Annotated in this window: 17 protein-coding genes and 2 pseudogenes; 7 read left to right on the top strand and 12 right to left on the bottom strand. The window is 61.6% G+C overall.

Going from position 1 to position 16,251, the window contains the following annotated elements:
* From RKE40_RS28155 to istB, 4 genes and pseudogenes are all read left to right on the top strand, one after another.
* Positions 1-103: pseudogene (locus tag RKE40_RS28155) on the top strand (IS630 family transposase); the annotation flags it as partial.
* A gap of 153 nt (positions 104-256) precedes the next feature.
* Positions 257-481 (top strand): hypothetical protein, encoded by a 225-nt coding sequence (locus tag RKE40_RS28150; RefSeq protein WP_316021469.1) that lies wholly within the window; start codon positions 257-259, stop codon positions 479-481.
* Positions 482-546: 65 nt separating this feature from the next.
* Positions 547-1,859: pseudogene (locus tag RKE40_RS28145) on the top strand (Mu transposase domain-containing protein).
* A gap of 47 nt (positions 1,860-1,906) precedes the next feature.
* Positions 1,907-2,632 (top strand): IS21-like element helper ATPase IstB, encoded by a 726-nt coding sequence (gene istB / locus RKE40_RS28140; protein WP_316021468.1) that lies wholly within the window; start codon positions 1,907-1,909, stop codon positions 2,630-2,632.
* A 466-nt stretch (positions 2,633-3,098) separates the two neighbouring features.
* Here istB and RKE40_RS28135 read toward each other — a convergent pair whose 3' ends face one another.
* The 10 genes from RKE40_RS28135 to RKE40_RS28090 form a co-directional block, all read right to left on the bottom strand.
* The gene (locus RKE40_RS28135) at positions 3,099-4,022 is read right to left on the bottom strand and encodes an NAD-dependent epimerase/dehydratase family protein (protein ID WP_316021467.1); all 924 of its coding nucleotides are present in this window, start codon (positions 4,020-4,022) and stop codon (positions 3,099-3,101) included.
* A complete protein-coding gene (gene rfbC / locus RKE40_RS28130; protein WP_316021466.1) occupies positions 4,022-4,585 on the bottom strand; it encodes a dTDP-4-dehydrorhamnose 3,5-epimerase in 564 nt (187 codons plus the stop codon). Before rfbC (RKE40_RS28130) ends, RKE40_RS28135 begins: the two co-directional genes overlap by 1 nt.
* Before the next feature lie 13 nt (positions 4,586-4,598).
* Entirely contained in the window at positions 4,599-5,657 is a 1,059-nt protein-coding gene (locus tag RKE40_RS28125; RefSeq protein WP_316021465.1) for an NAD-dependent epimerase/dehydratase family protein, read from the bottom strand.
* A gap of 36 nt (positions 5,658-5,693) precedes the next feature.
* Complete coding sequence (gene rfbF / locus RKE40_RS28120; RefSeq protein WP_316021464.1) at positions 5,694-6,467, bottom strand: glucose-1-phosphate cytidylyltransferase; 774 nt, start codon at positions 6,465-6,467, stop codon at positions 5,694-5,696.
* 187 nt (positions 6,468-6,654) lie between these two features.
* Positions 6,655-7,542, bottom strand: coding sequence for a glucose-1-phosphate thymidylyltransferase RfbA (gene rfbA, locus RKE40_RS28115; protein ID WP_316021463.1), 888 nt, complete (start codon positions 7,540-7,542; stop codon positions 6,655-6,657).
* Positions 7,543-7,548: 6 nt separating this feature from the next.
* The gene (rfbD, locus tag RKE40_RS28110) at positions 7,549-8,442 is read right to left on the bottom strand and encodes a dTDP-4-dehydrorhamnose reductase (RefSeq protein ID WP_316021462.1); all 894 of its coding nucleotides are present in this window, start codon (positions 8,440-8,442) and stop codon (positions 7,549-7,551) included.
* Positions 8,443-8,448: 6 nt separating this feature from the next.
* Positions 8,449-9,006 (bottom strand): dTDP-4-dehydrorhamnose 3,5-epimerase, encoded by a 558-nt coding sequence (gene rfbC / locus RKE40_RS28105; protein ID WP_316021461.1) that lies wholly within the window; start codon positions 9,004-9,006, stop codon positions 8,449-8,451.
* Between the two features lie 18 nt (positions 9,007-9,024).
* Positions 9,025-10,080 carry a dTDP-glucose 4,6-dehydratase gene (gene rfbB, locus RKE40_RS28100; RefSeq protein ID WP_316021460.1) on the bottom strand — a complete coding sequence of 352 codons (1,056 nt, stop codon included), beginning with the start codon at positions 10,078-10,080 and terminating at the stop codon, positions 9,025-9,027.
* A gap of 223 nt (positions 10,081-10,303) precedes the next feature.
* Positions 10,304-11,188 carry a glycosyltransferase family protein gene (locus RKE40_RS28095; RefSeq protein WP_316021459.1) on the bottom strand — a complete coding sequence of 295 codons (885 nt, stop codon included), beginning with the start codon at positions 11,186-11,188 and terminating at the stop codon, positions 10,304-10,306.
* Between the two features lie 62 nt (positions 11,189-11,250).
* Positions 11,251-11,538 (bottom strand): hypothetical protein, encoded by a 288-nt coding sequence (locus RKE40_RS28090; protein WP_316021470.1) that lies wholly within the window; start codon positions 11,536-11,538, stop codon positions 11,251-11,253.
* Here RKE40_RS28090 and RKE40_RS28085 point away from each other — a divergent pair.
* The gene (locus RKE40_RS28085; RefSeq protein WP_316021458.1) at positions 11,431-12,639 is read left to right on the top strand and encodes a BaiN/RdsA family NAD(P)/FAD-dependent oxidoreductase; all 1,209 of its coding nucleotides are present in this window, start codon (positions 11,431-11,433) and stop codon (positions 12,637-12,639) included. The two genes, RKE40_RS28090 and RKE40_RS28085, sit on opposite strands and share 108 nt — an antisense overlap.
* Positions 12,640-13,503: 864 nt before the next feature.
* Positions 13,504-14,409 (top strand): class I SAM-dependent methyltransferase, encoded by a 906-nt coding sequence (locus tag RKE40_RS28080; protein WP_316021457.1) that lies wholly within the window; start codon positions 13,504-13,506, stop codon positions 14,407-14,409.
* Positions 14,410-14,544: 135 nt separating this feature from the next.
* Here the strand turns inward: RKE40_RS28080 and RKE40_RS28075 are convergent, their stop codons facing one another.
* On the bottom strand, positions 14,545-15,006 hold the full coding sequence (locus RKE40_RS28075; RefSeq protein WP_316021456.1) for a hypothetical protein: 462 nt from the start codon (positions 15,004-15,006) through the stop codon (positions 14,545-14,547).
* Positions 15,007-15,487: 481 nt separating this feature from the next.
* Positions 15,488-15,727 (bottom strand): peptidoglycan recognition protein family protein, encoded by a 240-nt coding sequence (locus tag RKE40_RS28070; protein ID WP_316021455.1) that lies wholly within the window; start codon positions 15,725-15,727, stop codon positions 15,488-15,490.
* A gap of 73 nt (positions 15,728-15,800) precedes the next feature.
* Between RKE40_RS28070 and RKE40_RS28065 the strand changes: the two genes are divergently transcribed.
* A complete protein-coding gene (locus tag RKE40_RS28065; RefSeq protein WP_316021454.1) occupies positions 15,801-16,040 on the top strand; it encodes a hypothetical protein in 240 nt (79 codons plus the stop codon).
* Positions 16,041-16,251 lie beyond the last annotated feature (211 nt).

Raw genomic sequence — 16,251 nt, 5'->3', positions numbered from 1 at the left:
TCGGGCCGAACGCAGCATCTCCGCCCGTTGGGACGCCGTCGGCGCCATCGTCGGACTCTTCTCACCCGACGAGTGCGCCAACTACTTCAAAGCCGCCGGATGAACCGGACTAAACCGGAAACGCTCTGGGTGGCCGGCTGGGCCTGAAGATCGAGTTTCTAAGGGGGGCTCTGAAGCACGGACCGCGGCCGAGAAAGCGCGAGTACATCGGTCGTCACCCGCCCGCAACACCTCCATCGCAGAAGGATGTCGGCTGATGGGGATCGCGCGCTCAGCCTATTACCGCAAGCCGGCCACCAGCATCGACGACACGGCGCTTGTCGAGGCAATGGCGGCGGTATCCGACAGTTTCGAGGCCTATGGCTACCGCCGGATGCACGTGCGCTGCGGCACCGCGGCTTTCTCGTCAATCACAAGAAAATCGACGCGTGATGCGCGAGCATGGTCCTCAGCCGCATCGACGCAGGCGCTGTTGAGGTGAGACCGACCTGAGACCCTGATCTTCCTCCAGATTTGAGTAGAGTCCGTCGCTCACGGCGACGGACGATGTGCCCCTCACGGGTCACGGAAGAGCAGATTATTGGGATGCTGAAGGAGCAGGAGGCTGGAGCTGCGACGGCAGATGTCTGCCGCAAGCACGGCATCTCTTCGGCGACCTCTACAAGTTCAAGGCGAAGTATGGCGGGATGGACGTGTCGGATGCGCGCCGGCTGAAGACTCTCAAGGATGAGAATGCCCGTCTCGAGAAGCTACTGGCCGAACAGTTGCTCGACAACGCGATCCTGAAGGATGTTTCCGCAAAAAATGGGACGCCCGATGCGAGGCGGAGTGCGGTGGCTCATGCCTGCACGGTGCATGCAGTGAGCCAGCGTCGGGCGTGCCTGGCCTTGACGATCGACCGCTCGACGGTGGGCTACATGAGCACGCGGCCGGACGATGCCCTGTGGCGCGAGGCGATGAAGGCCGTAGCAGGAGAGCGCCGGCGGTTCGACTACCTCAGGATCCACATCATGCTGGACCATTAGGGCATCGTGATGAACCAGAAGAAGCTGCGGCGGCTCTATCATGAGGAGCAGTTGCAAGTGCGCCGGCGCGGCGGCCGAAAACGGGCACTGGGCACGCGCAGGCCCATGGCCGAGAACCAGTTCAGGCTCGTGCGCGAGCGCTTCTTCGCCCCATGGCTGCGGGTCAAGAGCTACGACGAGTTGAACGACTGGCTGCTGGATCAGGTGCTCCGCTATGCCAAGGCTCACCGCCATCCGGAGCAACGTGGCAGCGCGATCTGAGAGATGTTCGAAGCCGAGCGGCCGAGCCTCGTGCCTTACGCCGGTCGCTTCGATGGCTTCCATGCGCCGCGGGCCTCGGTGTCGAAGACCTGCCTCGTGCGCTTCGACAACAACAAGTACTCGGTCATCGCGAGTGTGGTCGGGCGCCCCGTCGAGATCCGCGCCTATGCCGATCGGATCGAACTGCGCCAGGACGGGCGTATCGTCGGCGAGCATCCCCGCTGCTATGGCCGCGACCAGACCGTCTACGATCCTTGGCACTATGTCCCGGTGCTGGCTCGCAAGCCGGGCGCTCTGCGTAACGGCGCGCCCTTCAAGGATTGGGTCCTGCCCGGCGCGAGCGACCCGGTCCGCCGCAAGCTTGCTGCCGTTCAAGACGGCGATCGGCAGATGGTCGAGATCCTCGTCGCGGTGCTCAGCGACCGGTTACCTGCCGTCGAAGCTGCCTGCGCGGACGCTCTTCGGCAGGGCGTCCACTCCGCCGACGTGATCATCAACATCCTGGCCCGGCGCCGGGAGCCGGCGGCAGCGATCACGATCATGACGCCCGATGCGTTGCGACTGCGCCATTAGCCCACCGCCGATTGTGCCCGCTACGACAGCCTCTGGAGAGCCGTGTGATGGAATGCTCGGAGGTTCTCGCCACCATGGGCGAGCTCAAGCTCTATGGCACGAAGACCGCTTTCGACGAGATCATCGCCTCGGCGGTAAAGCGCCAGCACGAGCCACAGCGTGTCGTCGGCGACCTGCTCGCCGCCGAGATCACCGAGAAGCTGGCCCGTTCGATCAAGTATCAGATCACCATCGCCAAGTTGCCGCTCGCCAAGGACATCGCCGACTTCGCCTTCGATGACACGCCGATCAACGAAGCCCTCGTTCATGATCTCGCCGGCGGCAACTTTCTGGCGCGCCAGCGCAACGTTATCCTCGTCGGCGGGACTGGGACCGGCAAGACCCATCTCGCTATCGCGATCGCCCGGACCTGCATCCGCGCTGGCGCTCACCGCCGCTTCTTCGACGTCGTCGATCTCGTCAACAAGCTCGAGGCCGAAGCCCGCGCCGGCCGCCAGGGCCGCATGGCCGATTATCTCGCACGCACGGACTTCATCGCCCTCGACGAACTCGGCTATCTGCCCTTCGCCCAGTCCGGAGGCCAACTGCTGTTCCACCTGGTCAGCCGGCTCTATGAACAGAGCTCTGTCATCGTCACCACGAACCTCGCCTTCGGCGAATGGCCGTCCGTCTTCGGCGACGCCAAGATGACCACCGCACTCCTCGATCGGCTCACCCACCGCGACATCGTCGAGACCGGCAACGAGAGCTGGCGCTTCAAGAACAGGCTCTGAACTTCCCGGCGCCCAACGATCCGGAGCCGGCGCGGCTGCGCAACCCAGACCAACTCCGCCGCGCCGCCTCCTAGCCGCGAAGTATACTCAAGGGGTCAACACTGGACGCCGATCGGGGGCAACTTTGCGAGCCGTTTGACAATCAGCTCACGGAAGAGGACGACAACCGCCACAGACCCCACTCGGCCCTCGGCAACATCACGCCCGCCGAGTTCGCCCTCAAATCCTCGCTGGAGAAACAGGCCGCCTGCGGCCAGAAATGAACCCTAGGACTCTCCCTCAGACCGGAGGAGAAAAGGGGCTCAGGTCAAGATCCGCCGTGGCACGACAAAAAAATGGGCCTGGCGCGGCCTACTCCGGATTTTGCGTCTGAGCGTGCGGATAAAGGCGTAGAACCTGTCAAAGCCAGGGCTAAAGGATCGCCACTGGGGAAGCGCACTGAAGCGCGTTGACGCTCTTCGGAACCCTATCGATAGTAAGCCGCCACGCCGTCCCAGGCTTCTGCCTCTTTCCAGCCGGAAACGTAGAGCGTGGCCGAGTCGGTATTGACGCGCATGAGCGGTTCACCGAAATCGGATTGCTCGGCCAAATCGACGTCACAAGCCATTCCAAGACGTGATCTCATCTCGCGAGCAAATCGTTCTGCAAACGCACCCTGCGTCTCGACGTAGCCGCTTGGGCTCAGTTTCGTCAAAGCATGCCCTGCGCCTACCTCGCCAACGTACTTGACGTAGCTTTTGGCGAGGAGGTCGATGTGAATGTTGTCGCGCACATATGCAGGGGTATTGACCTTGGCAACCTGGCCGGCCTTCCACGCCCGGACGAGGTAGGCGCAGAATCGGGGCTCTTCCAAAGGCCCGAAAGGATTGGGTATCACAAATTTCGACAGGGGCAGGCCGAGTTCCTGGCAACGATAGCTGAAAACCTCAGCAGTCAGACCTTTCGACAGGCCATACGGCGAGAACGCCCTCAGAGGCTTTTCTCCGGCCCCTTCTGTCTGCTCGAACACGCTTCCCGTCAGGACTACGCCGCTCGTTCCATTGCTCTTGAGCGCATCGAGTATCGCTCGCAGGTTGAGCGTGTTGTTAGCGAGTGCGCCAACGATGTCGAAATCCGGGCTACGGTAGTTGGTCACCTGCGCCGCGTGATGGCAGAAGACATCGAAGCGGCGTTCGCGGGCCAACGCCATGAAGCCGTCCTCTCCAAACACACAACCCGGAACGAGCTCGACGGAGGTGCCCAATTTTTCGAGGCGTGCGGCCTTCAACCCGTCGCTGTAGCTCGCGAGCGGTCCGCGGAGTGGAGCGACGACTTCGTGCCCGGCATCCGCTAAGGCCCGGGCGAACCAGCTCCCTGTAAAGGAGCTGACCCCTGTGAACAGGATGCGCATCACAGACCCCGCATCAGTTCCGTACCGTGAAACTCTGTCGCAAGATCCGGCCAATTGCGGTCCTTGTCCGACACTTCCACAGCTGCAAGCGGCCACTCAACGCCGATAGCGGGGTCGTTAAACCGCAACCCACGTTCCTCATTAGGACCATAAAAGGCGCTGACGAGATATAGAGCCTCTGTATCGTCCTGCAGTGTAATGAAGCCATGGGCAAATCCGCGCGGCACATACATCATGAGCCGGTTTTCAGCGTTAAGTTCCGCCCCGTACCACTTTCCGAACGTAGGCGATCCGGCACGCAGATCGACGATGACGTCGAAGAGCGAGCCTCGGATGCACCGGATAACCTTCACTTCGGCCGAGGGGGGAAGCTGGTAGTGCATGCCCCTCAACGTACCCTTCTTAGCACTGAGCGAAGTGTTGACTTGAACGAAGCGGGTTTCTAGCCCGTCCGCTGCAAACTCCTTCTCGCAGAAGAAACGAGCAAAAAAGCCCCGCTCATCCCCTCGCTTCTCAAGCTCGATCAGGCGCGCACCATCTAGAGGGAGTCGATGAAACTTCATGATGAGAACCGCCTTACGAGCCAAACTTGCGCAGCCAGCGCAGGTTCATTCCGAGCCTGCCCGATGCGATGTGCGCTTCGAGGGTACGCAGCCGCATATAGGGTGAGTTCCTGAAGTCGGGATCGGCAAAGCCCATCCCGACGAGGCCATCTCGTAAGCGCTCGATCGAAGTCGATAGCGAGACTTGAGGAATTGCCTTCGGTGCCAGCTGCTTGAATAGCGCAAAGTCGACCTTATAGGAGCGCTTGTCCGGGGGGGCGCTGGTGTTGATCGAAACCTTGGTACCTGGCACGAGCGCGGCAACCGTCTCAGCCAGTTGCTTGACCTGATAGTTGCCCTCGTCCCGTCCGGCATTGACAGCGAGGAAAGCGCCGCCGTTATCACTTGAGCGAACGATCGCCCAATTGATCGCTCGGGCCATATCCTCGACATCGATCAAGGGACGCCAAGGCGAGCCGTCGCTGAGAACTGTGATCTCGCCCGACGTAACCGCGCAGGCGACGAAGTCATTCAGCACCAGATCGAGACGAAGCCGATCGGACATCCCGCAAGCTGTCGCGAAACGCAGGCTCGTGACGACCATCTGCCCCAGATCGCTCGTCTGAAGGGCCTTCTCGGTGCCGATCTTCGAGCGCGCATACGCGGTCAGGGGATTAGTCGGATCCTCCTCCTTCCTGGCTCCGCCTTCCGCATAGCCGTACATGCTACAGGAAGAGGCAAAAACGAAGTTCCTGACACCGGCTGCAGCCGCCAGTTCCGCAAGGCGAACACTGGCGGATTGATTAACATCCTCTGTTACCTGCTCGAACTTATTTCCCATAGGGTCGTTGGATACGGCAGCAAGGTGCACGACCGCATCAACGCCCTCCAACAGCTCAGCGGGCAGATCGCGGATATCCCCGTAGAATTGCCGATCGATCAGAGCTTCCGGCAGGAAACCCGGCCCCGTCAACGAATGGCCGAAGAAGCCTGCGTCGTAGCCAAGAATCTCTGCATCCGGACGATGCGATCGCAAAAAGCGAACGAGAACCGGGCCGACATAGCCCATGTTACCGGTAACTAGAACGCGCATCACTTTTTCTCTTCCAACGGTTGCACAGGCGAAAGCTCACCGCCAAGTTTTCCACGGGGCGGCTCCGGAGGCCCACAGATCCTCAAGATGACGCTTATCCCTCAAGGTATCCATCGGCTGCCAGAAACCCTTGTGAAAATGAACACTCATCTGCCCTTCGGCGGCCAAGCGTTCCATGGGCTCCCGCTCCCATACGGTTTCGTCACCCGCGATGTACGAGCCGACCTTCGGGCTGAGGACAAAGAAGCCTCCGTTGATCCAGCCACCATCTCCGACCGGCTTTTCTTGGAAGCCTGTGACTCGATCGCCTTCGTATCTTAACGCGCCAAACCGGCCCGGCGGCTGGGTGGCTGTAACAGTCGCAAGGCGCCCGGTTTTCTTATGCAGATCAATAACAGCCCTGACGTCGATATCGCCGACGCCGTCGCCATATGTAAGGCAAAAAGCCTCATCATCGCCGATATACGGCAAGATGCGCTTGATCCGACCACCGATCATCGTTTCCTCGCCTGTTTCGACGAGGGTAACCTTCCACGGCTCAGCATGAGCGTGATGAATTTGTCTTTCGTTCTTGCTGAAATCGAAAGTAACATCCGCACTATGAAGCAGGTAATTCTGAAAGTACTCTTTAATCACATACCCTTTGTAGCCAAGACAAATGATGAATTCCGATATGCCATGCGTGTAATAAATTTTCATAATATGCCAAAGAATCGGCTTTCCGCCGATCTCGATCATTGGTTTTGGCTTTATATGCGTCTCTTCCGCAAACCGTGTCCCCAAGCCGCCAGCCAGCAATACCGCTTTCATGTCGTCGTCTTTCGGTCAGTCTACGTGCAATTTTCTTACGTTAGGCCGTCGGATATTTGAATGCACATTCGGTGTCAAGCACTCCAGTTAAACCTTCTATATAGACAGATTAGACAAGCATACCCTTGATTATGCACACAGAGCGAAAGATAAAATCCATGACCTTCAAGGTCTGAATCCAATCTGCTCACGATATCGGCGCGGCATCCAAATCGGCAGCGACGTGCAAGAGATACTGCCCGTAATCGCTCTTAGAGAGCTTATTGCCCAAGGCGGATAGCTCCCTTGGCGATATCCATTTTCTCCTGGCCGCTATCTCCTCCGGACACGCGACTCGCAGGCCTTGACGGCTCTCCAGCGTACGAACGAATTCGCCCGCCTCGAGCAGGCTGTCGGGGGTGCCGGTATCGAGCCAGGCAAAGCCGCGCCCCATGGATTCGACCGAGAGCTCGCCACGCTCGAGATAGACGCGATTGACATCGGTGATCTCGAGCTCGCCGCGCGGCGAGGGCTTGAGGTTCCGAGCGATATCCACGACTTGGGCGTCGTAGAAGTACAGGCCCGTCACGGCCCAGTTGGATTTCGGTGCCTTGGGCTTTTCCTCGATCGAGATCGCCGTGCCGGCACTGTCGAAGTCGACCACGCCGTAACGCTCGGGATCACGCACGTGATAGGCGAAGACGGTTGCGCCCTTAGCCCGTGCCTTGGCCCGCGCCATCATCTCCGGCAGCGTGTGGCCGTAATAGAGATTGTCGCCCAGGATGAGCACAGAGGGCTCGCCGGCGACGAAGTCGGCGCCGATCAGATAAGCCTGTGCCAACCCACCAGGATGCGGCTGCTCGGCATAGGACAGGCTCATGCCCCAGTCCGAACCATCACCGAGCAGTCGCTTGAAATGCGGCAGATCATGCGGCGTCGAGATGATCAACACCTCGCGGATGCCGGCGAGCATCAGCGTCGAGAGCGGGTAGTAGATCATCGGCTTGTCGTAGACCGGCAGAAGCTGCTTCGACATCGCCAGCGTCATCGGATGGAGCCGCGTGCCGGAACCGCCGGCAAGGATGATGCCCTTCATCGTCGTCTACCCCGTCTGTTTGCTGTTCAGCAGCCGGCGGACGCAGCCCGCCAGCGAGTCCCGCCACTCCGGCAATCTGACTCGATGGATCTCCGCCAGCCTTGAAGAATCAAGACGCGAATTCGCCGGTCGACGCGCCGGCGTCGGATAATCGGAGGTGGCGATGCGCTTGACCCTCACCGGTGCGACGCCCAACTGCACCCGTTCGGCGAAGATCGCCTCGGCGACATCGGCCCAGACGGCCTCGCCCCGCGCTCCCATGTTGAAGACACCGCGAAGGCTTTGGTCCTGCGGACGCGTGACGAGGTTGCCGGCGACTGCGAAGACCGCATCGGCAATATCGAGCGCGCTGGTCGGAGAGCCTGCCTGGTCGGCGACGACGCCGACCTCGTCGCGGGTCTCGGCGAGCCGCAGCATGGTCTTGACGAAATTCTTCCCGAACGGGCTGTAGACCCAGGCGGTGCGCAAGATAGCATGATTTGCCGTCGCGGCGGCGACGGCAAGCTCGCCTTCCAGCTTGCTGCGGCCATAGGCCGAGATCGGGCTGACCGGATCATCCTCGCGATAGGGCCGGTCGAGGCTGCCGTCGAAGACGTAATCGGTCGAGATCTGGATGACCGGGACGCCGAGCGTAGCCGCGGCTTTCGCTACGGTGCCGGCGGCCGCGCCATTGACCAGCCGCGCCGCCTCCTCCTGGCTCTCGGCGAGATCGACGGCCGTGAAGGCTGCCGCATTGACGACGACGTCAGGCCGGCTGGCGGCGATGGCGGGCGCGATCGTGCCGAGTTGCTCGAGATCGAGCTCAGGACGACCAAGCGCCGTGACGCTGATGCCTTCCGGAGCGCGCTCGAGCATCGAAAGCACGACCTGACCCGAATGGCCCGTGACCGTGATGCGCATGGCGGCTCAGTCGAAATAACGTGGCAGATCGGCAAGGCGCGGATGCTTTCGGTCTTTGTCCGACAGCACGAGTTCGTCATGCGGCAGACGCCAGTCGATGCCTAGCGCCGGATCGTCGAAGGCCAGGCCATGGTCGTTTGCGGGACCGTAGGGCGCCGTCACCTTGTAGAGCACCTCGGTGTCGGGCTCGAGCGTGACGAAGCCGTGCGCGAAGCCGACCGGCACAAGGAGCTGTCGCCAATTCTCTGCCGACAGCTCCACAGCGACATGCTGCCCGAAGGTCGGGGACGAAGCACGCAGGTCGACGGCGATATCGAGGATACGCCCTTTGGTCACGCGCACGAGTTTGTCTTGAGCGAACGGGGCCGATTGGAAATGCAGGCCACGGAGCGTCCCCACGGTCGCCGAACGCGAGTGGTTGTCCTGCACGAAGACGAGATCGATGCCTGCCTCCGCCATGCCGGACTGGCTGTAGACCTCCGAGAAGAAGCCGCGATGATCGCCATGCTTCTTCGGCGCGATGATCTTGACCGCCGGGATGGCTGTCGCTTCGACGTTCAGCATGGTCTCGTCCAGTTCAGTTCAGGCGGCGCCAAGGCGCTCGCCGCGATAGACGCCCGAACGTATGTCGCCCCACCAGCCGGCATTGGCGAGATACCATTCGACGGTGCGGCGCAGGCCCGTCTCGAAGGTTTCCTTCGGAGTCCAGCCGAGCTCACGGCTGATCTTGCCGGCGTCGATGGCGTAGCGCGCATCATGGCCCGGGCGGTCGGTGACATAGGAGATCAGCCGCTCGTGCGGGCCGGCTGGATCGGGGCGCAACTCGTCGAGAATGGTGCAAATGCCCTTCACCACCTCGATATTGGCCTTCTCGTTGTGACCGCCGATATTATAAGTTTCGCCGATGATACCGGTCTGCGCCACGGTCAGAAGCGCATCGGCATGGTCGTCGACATAGAGCCAATCACGCACGTTCATACCGTTCCCGTAGACTGGCAGCGGCTTGCCCTCGAGCGCATTGATGATCATCAGCGGGATCAGCTTCTCGGGGAAGTGATAGGGCCCGTAATTGTTCGAGCAGTTGGTCATCACCGTCGGCAGGCCGTAGGTATGGTGCCAAGCGCGGACGAGATGGTCGGAAGCCGCCTTCGAGGCGGAATAAGGCGAATTCGGCTGGTACGCCGTGTCTTCGCGGAAGAAGCCCTCATCGCCCAGCGAGCCGAAGACCTCGTCCGTCGAGATGTGATGGAAGCGGAAGGCCGACTTGCGCGCGTCGTCGAGCCCACGCCAGTGGCGCAGCGCCTCCTGCAGCAGCGCAAAAGTCCCGACGATATTCGTCTGGATGAAGTCGCCGGGACCGTCGATCGAACGGTCGACATGGCTCTCGGCGGCCAGATGCATGACGATGTCCGGATCGACCTCGGCGAAGATCGCGCGCATGCGCTCGCCATCGCCGATATCGGCCTGCTCGAAGCGGTAGCGATTGCTGCTGGAGACTGGCGCGAGCGAGGCAAGGTTGCCAGCATAGGTCAACTTGTCGACGACGCAGACATTGTGCGGCGTCTCGGTGATCAGCTTGCGGACGACCGCAGAGCCGATGAAGCCGGCACCGCCAGTGACGAGGAATTTCAATGACACGCCGCTTCGCTCCGGAGAGTCGAGTGTTGATGAGAGCCGCTATGCGACCGCAGGGAAGAAGCAGCCCTCCCATGATCTGTCAAGCATATGAGACCGCTGCAATCTGTATCCGCAGCCCTGCTTTTCTGCTCAGCCTCGTTGCATCATCGCTCATTCAACCCTGCGCATTCATTGAAACGTATCCAGTCTTACGCAACGCGACGCGCACACCCGGCCAGGGCATTTACGCGACACTCGCGGGAGCCGGTCCGAGTCTGCCACTGATGCCGTCGACCAAGCCCGCGCGCACCGGCTTCAGCGAGCCTGGCGGCCCCTTCAGCGCCAGAAGACCGATCTGGGCGGCGAGCCCGGCGCATGACCGGAGCCGCCAGCGCAGCGGTACATGGGGCAGCCGCGCCGTCGCGATGACGTTGCGCACATAGTAATAGTTGCGGAGCGGCGCATGGCGCAGGATCTGGGGCTTGCCCAGTTCCTGCTCGCTCACCGCCTCGCCCCAGCGGTGCGGCATGGCAAGATCGCTCGCGAGATAAGATCCCCAGCCGTGCGCCCAGGCCCGAAAGCCCCATTCGACATCGAGCCCGGCAATGAAGAAATCATCGCGGAAGGGGCCGGCGGCCGCGAAGGCCGCGAGGCTGACGAGCGAACCCGATGTCGGCGCGAATTCGAGAGGGGCCAAGCCATCCGCACGCGTTGACCCACGCCACTCATAGCGGATCGGCTTGTAGAAGCCTTCCTGCGGCGGCAGGAGCCGCGGGGCCAGAACGGCAATTTTCTCGCCTTGCTCCTCCAGGGCGAGACAGCGCATGGTCAGGCTGTCGAGCAGGCCCGCCGACGGCTCGCTGTCCTGATCCAGCAGCATGACATGGCTGAAACCCTCGGCGGCCGCGGCCTGCATCACCGCGTTGAGGCCCTGTCCCAGGCCGACATTCTCAGCACTGGAGATCAGGTGCAGCTGCGTCGGGGCCAGGGCTGCCAGGACATCGTCCTCGACCGGTCCGTTGGCGAAGGCGAAGAGGATATGACCGCGCAACCCTTCGGCCTGGCGTGCGAGCAAGGCGGCATCCGGACGGTAGAGCACCACGCCGGCACAGGCGCGCGCGCCTTGCATCTGCGCCTCCTGCGCTGTCATTGTGCTGCTATCCCTCTTGATCGCGCTACGCCATATCCCTTTCAGCCCCGCCACTTCAACCTCGCCCTCTCCGGATCGCAACGGCGCGACAAATCGCTCGATCGCGGCCTGACTGGTTGATGGGCAGTTGCTGATGATTTACCCGAAGCCGAGTTCAGCGCGGCGGCGATCCATGCGCTGCGCACTGCCCGCATGGGCCGTTCTGGGGTTAGCAGCATCCGATGTCGACCGCGCATTTCGACACTGTCGTCCTGGGCGCCGGTGCCGCCGGAATGATGTGCGCGATCCATGCCGCCGCGCACGGCGGACGCGTCCTCGTCGTCGACCATGCCAAGGCGCCGGGCGAGAAGATCAGGATTTCCGGCGGCGGCCGCTGCAACTTCACCAATATCGGCACCAGCGCCCGCAACTTCCTGTCGAACAATCCGCATTTCGCCAAGTCGGCGCTAGGCCGCTACACGCAGCATGACTTCGTCGCATTGGTCGAGAAGCACGGCATTTCCTACCACGAGAAGACACTCGGCCAGCTCTTCTGCGACGATTCCGCCAAGCAGATCATCACGATGCTGACGGGCGAGATGGCGCAGGCCGGGTGCGAACTGCGCCTTGCAACCACGCTCGAAGGCGTGGAGCCGATTGATGGCGGATTTGCGATCAGGCTGGGCGGGGATCGGGCTGCGGACATCCGGTGCCGGCACTTCGTCGTGGCCTGCGGCGGCAAATCCATCCCGAAGATGGGAGCAACGGGTCTTGGCTACCAGATCGCCGCTCAGTTCGGCCTGGCGGTGACGGAAACGCGCCCGGCTTTGGTGCCCCTGACCTTCAGCGAGGACGTCCTTGCCGGGTTTCGCGAGATCGCCGGCGTCGCCGCCGATGCGCGGGTCTCCTGCGGCAAGACCTCGTTCGACGAGGCCCTGCTGTTCACGCATCGCGGGCTTTCCGGCCCGGCGATCCTGCAGATCTCGTCCTACTGGCGGGAGAGCCAGCCGATCCGGATCGCGTTCCTGCCCGAGCATGACATTTTCGGGTCCTTGCGAGCCTCCAGAAAGGAAAACGGCCGCAGAAGCATAGCGAACACGCTCGGCGAGATCCTGCCGAAGCGCCTGGCGGCCTATCTCGCCGATGCTCACGGCTGGGCGGGACCGATCGGCGATGCAAACGACAAGAAGCTCGCCGCAATGGCCTCCACAATCCAGGGCTGGCAGATCATGCCGATCGGATCTGAAGGGTACCGGACAGCGGAGGTGACACTCGGCGGCGTCGATACGGCAGGACTCAACTCGCGAACGATGGAATCAAAGGCCATCGACGGCCTCTATTTCATTGGTGAAGTCGTCGACGTGACCGGCTGGCTCGGCGGCTATAATTTCCAATGGGCATGGTCGTCGGGCTGGGCGGCCGGAACCGCTATTGCTGAGCGCACGGGCTGAGCGATCCGCGCGATGGCGGCGTAACTCCCAATTGTGGAACGCGCCTACGCCAACCAATAGATGGCGCGATCCTTGCGCCGGAAATACCCAGTTCCGGGCGTGCCGTCTGCCGGTACCCGGAACAAGAAAGCGAGACCCGTGTCCAGACTGTAAGGCGGGTCGAAGGCATGGGCCTGCCGCCGCCCTCGTCGCTGACGTCGAAACGAACCGGAAGGCAACTGTGGTGCGCGCGCACTCGGCCGCTCCTGCCCCAGTCCAGAGCCTGCGCGGCATCCGGTAATTGATGCGATCACAGGCCCGGCCCCGCGCGAGCGAGACCGGACCAATGTTATCGCGGGAAATCGTTCAAGTAGCTCAGACCGCTGGAACCCCGGCCTAGCGTTGCCAGCTGGCGGGCCAGACGGGCGACAAGCACTGGATTACGTGGCAAGGCAGCCGACAGCCGCGTGGGATTGCGCTCGACCCAGTCGTCGGCGTGGCTCGGTCAGCACGATAGCGCAGCCGCATATCGAGAAACGGCTTTTTGATCGCCTTGTAAGTCAAAGCCGAGAGCAGCAGCGTCAACGGAAGGATGATCGTTAGAGCGCTAGTGATGGCGTTGTAGTGACCGCTCTTCTCGCCCCTGCCACGATTTCGTCCCGCGCGATCAAGCTAGTGCTCCATCCGCGGCCAACTTCTATGATTTCGCGAGCGCCCAAAATTCTCCGCAATGGGAGGCATCAATGGGGCTAGCTGACACGCGCGCCGACTAACGGATCGGCAAGATCACATGTACCAAGGCAGCCAGCTTTTACTGCCTTTCCACCTTCTGTAAGTTTAGGTGCCTTTCGCGACGTGGAATTCACGTCTCAGCGGAGATCGCCATTGCCTGATAAACGAAATCTGACATCAACACTGGACCCCGGTGAAATTCGGGCGATCGCAATGAAGTATTTTACTCACGCACAGCTTGATTCGATTAGATTTTGTGGACCTCGAATCGAGGTAGGCGATGCAGAATTTGAGGCTCGCGATGGAAAATTGTTCGTTCTGACAGCGCCGGAGTCCGCTTGGCTCAAGAATTTCTTGGTAACGGCAACCCCAGACCAGGCGACATGGGAAACCGTCGCATACTTGAAGGTTAGGCACTTCAACACGCCAGAGCGGGTCATTGGCCGCGCGCGTGACGGCTCACTGTACGACGAGGATTACTATCGAAAGCGTGGTGGTGGAGGTCCTTATATCGGCTATTCGGGAAATGATGCACTCAAATCTGAATTCACGATGTTGGCCAGAGAACTCAACGTCAGATTTGCGGCGGGAGAGGTTCTCGATTGTGGCTGCGCGACCGGCCTGCTCGTGCGGGAACTAAAAGCACGCGGGCGAGAAGCCTCCGGCGCTGACGTCTCCAGCTGGGCCGTTCAGAACGCCGTGGTGAGTGGCATCCATCAAATGGACGGACGTGATCTAGCATTCGAGGATGATCGTTTTTCGGTTCTGATCAGTCAGGATTATATGGAGCACATCCACCCCGACGACCATGAGCGGGTGTTCTCGGAGCAGATCCGCGTATGCGCCAATGGCGCTCATCTGGTTCACTTCATTCCCTTTTACGAGACCGTGGAGCCGTACCAACTCGACGCTCATCTCTGCAATGCGAGCCGCGAATGGTGGATGGGTCGGATAGGTTCGATCCCTCAGCTGACGATCGTCCAAGAACCTAGCCTGGAGCAGTGGGACATGAAGAACGGCATGCTGGCGAGGTATCTGATCTGCCGCGTCGACAAATAACGCAGCCGTGGGCACGGGGAGGTGTTCGCTGAAGAGTGGGGTTAAGCTCGGCAATTCGATCAAGGGAGCGGCGCGCCGCGAGACTGCGCATGAACAGCTCCATGGATTTCAGCCGCTCGTCGTGACGCGCCATTGTCATGTCGAAGCCTTGGGCCTGCTCGATGAAGCGGGCTGTTGGCCGGCAAGTTGCTCGACCAGGCCGAGCTTGACCGGGTCGCCAGCGATGTCGCGCTGCAGCTGCTGCTGGGCCGTGTTGAGGGCGGTGATGGCGTCGCCTTGGCCCCGCACCGATAGGCTGACCTGCGCGACCTGAGACGCAAGATCGAGCAGTACGGTAGCGACATGCGAGTTGAGCAGGAACATCATGCCGCCGAGCAGGATGGCAGTGAGGCCGGCGGTGGTCCCCAGCATGCCGACGATCTGCGGCAGCAAAAGCCGGGCCGCCTTGTGCGCGGCGCGGTCCTCCTCCGCCTTCGCCGACCACTCGCGCCGGAAGCCACAGAGGTCGTCGCCTAGGTTTGCGACACCAGCGCCGAGCTGCTTGAGATCGGTCTCGACCTTGCCGAGACGCCGATCGTGATCGCGCGGATCTGTCATAGGCACAGGCTCCAGCCAGCAGGATGATTAGCGCTGTGGCGGCCGCGGCGGCCATACAGATCTTCGCGGTGAGCTTCTCGGCGATCGCATCCGGATCGAGTCCGAGCTTCTCGCGGATCGCTTGAACAGCCAGGCGGTGAGCGCCGCGACGAAGATGCCGGCGAGCTCGATCAGGTGGGGGCGGAACACGCCGAGCAGATCGCCGAGGGTCTGCGCCTCGGCAGACACGGTAGCGAGCATGACGACGACGCAGGCAAGCGCCAGCGTGCCAGATTGGTGAACAGCTTCATGGTGATCTCCAGATGTTAAATGGACGCGAGGGCTGACGCAGCGCCTCAGGCCGCCTAGCCTTGAAGGGGGCGGAGGTATGCGGCATGTTGCGGCGAGTAATTTCATCTGACGTCAGGGGCGCCTGGATTAGGGCGGTTATCGTGGTGGGCTTGGGAACCTTGATCGCCCTGCCCCTGACCTGAACGACCGCTCAGACCAGCCTTCCGAGTTCGTCCTTGCGGGCGTCGAAGCTGGGACAAGCCTTGCTGCTGACCTCGTTGTGGCCGCGCACGCGCTTGATCATGTGCTTATGGACGAGTTGGGCGCTCAGCCAGAGCAGCGACGAGCGTTGCGCTGGCGTGCGCGTATCCTTCGCCGTCTTGCCGTCGGCGCCGGCCAACCCGGCGTTGATGCTGAGCGCGATCAGCGCCAGCTGAATCTCAGCTTTCATCACGGTGGCGCCGCGGGGTTCTTGGAAAGCCGAAGGCTTTGCGGAAGTCTCGGGGCTTCAGGGGGAAGCGGCCATGAGCGGTGAAAGCCCAGTCAATTTGCTCGTTACAGAGATGATGGCGACGCGTATGTGCATTGCGGCACTGACTCGCGAACTATTGCTCGCCAGCGGGTCCGACGCCTTTGTCAGGGCAGAGGCTCAAGCTATGAAGGGGGTGGCCGAGACGGGCCATTCCGGCGGCGGCTTCCCTGATGAAACTCGCGCCCGCACTGGCCAGGTCGTTCAGGACGTCTTTCGGATGGTCGATGGCTAGCGCTGCCGCAAGCTGCTGCAGGCCGTCGACCGGCGAGCGTCGCGCACCCGACGACTGAACTGCGAGTCGATCTATTTGAATGGATCCGTGCATGAAAAAGGTTGGGCCATTGGGCTCGCGTCGCGGATGCGATGCGGCGGTGGCCGATGCGCTTTAGGCTCCACCGATCCAGCCCAGCGGATCAGGGAGAAGAGCGATGGAGTGCTTTGTT

This window comes from Allobosea rubneri, assembly GCF_032464875.1.
GTDB lineage: Bacteria > Pseudomonadota > Alphaproteobacteria > Rhizobiales > Beijerinckiaceae > Allobosea > Allobosea rubneri.
This window is presented reverse-complemented; position numbering and strand designations above follow the sequence as displayed.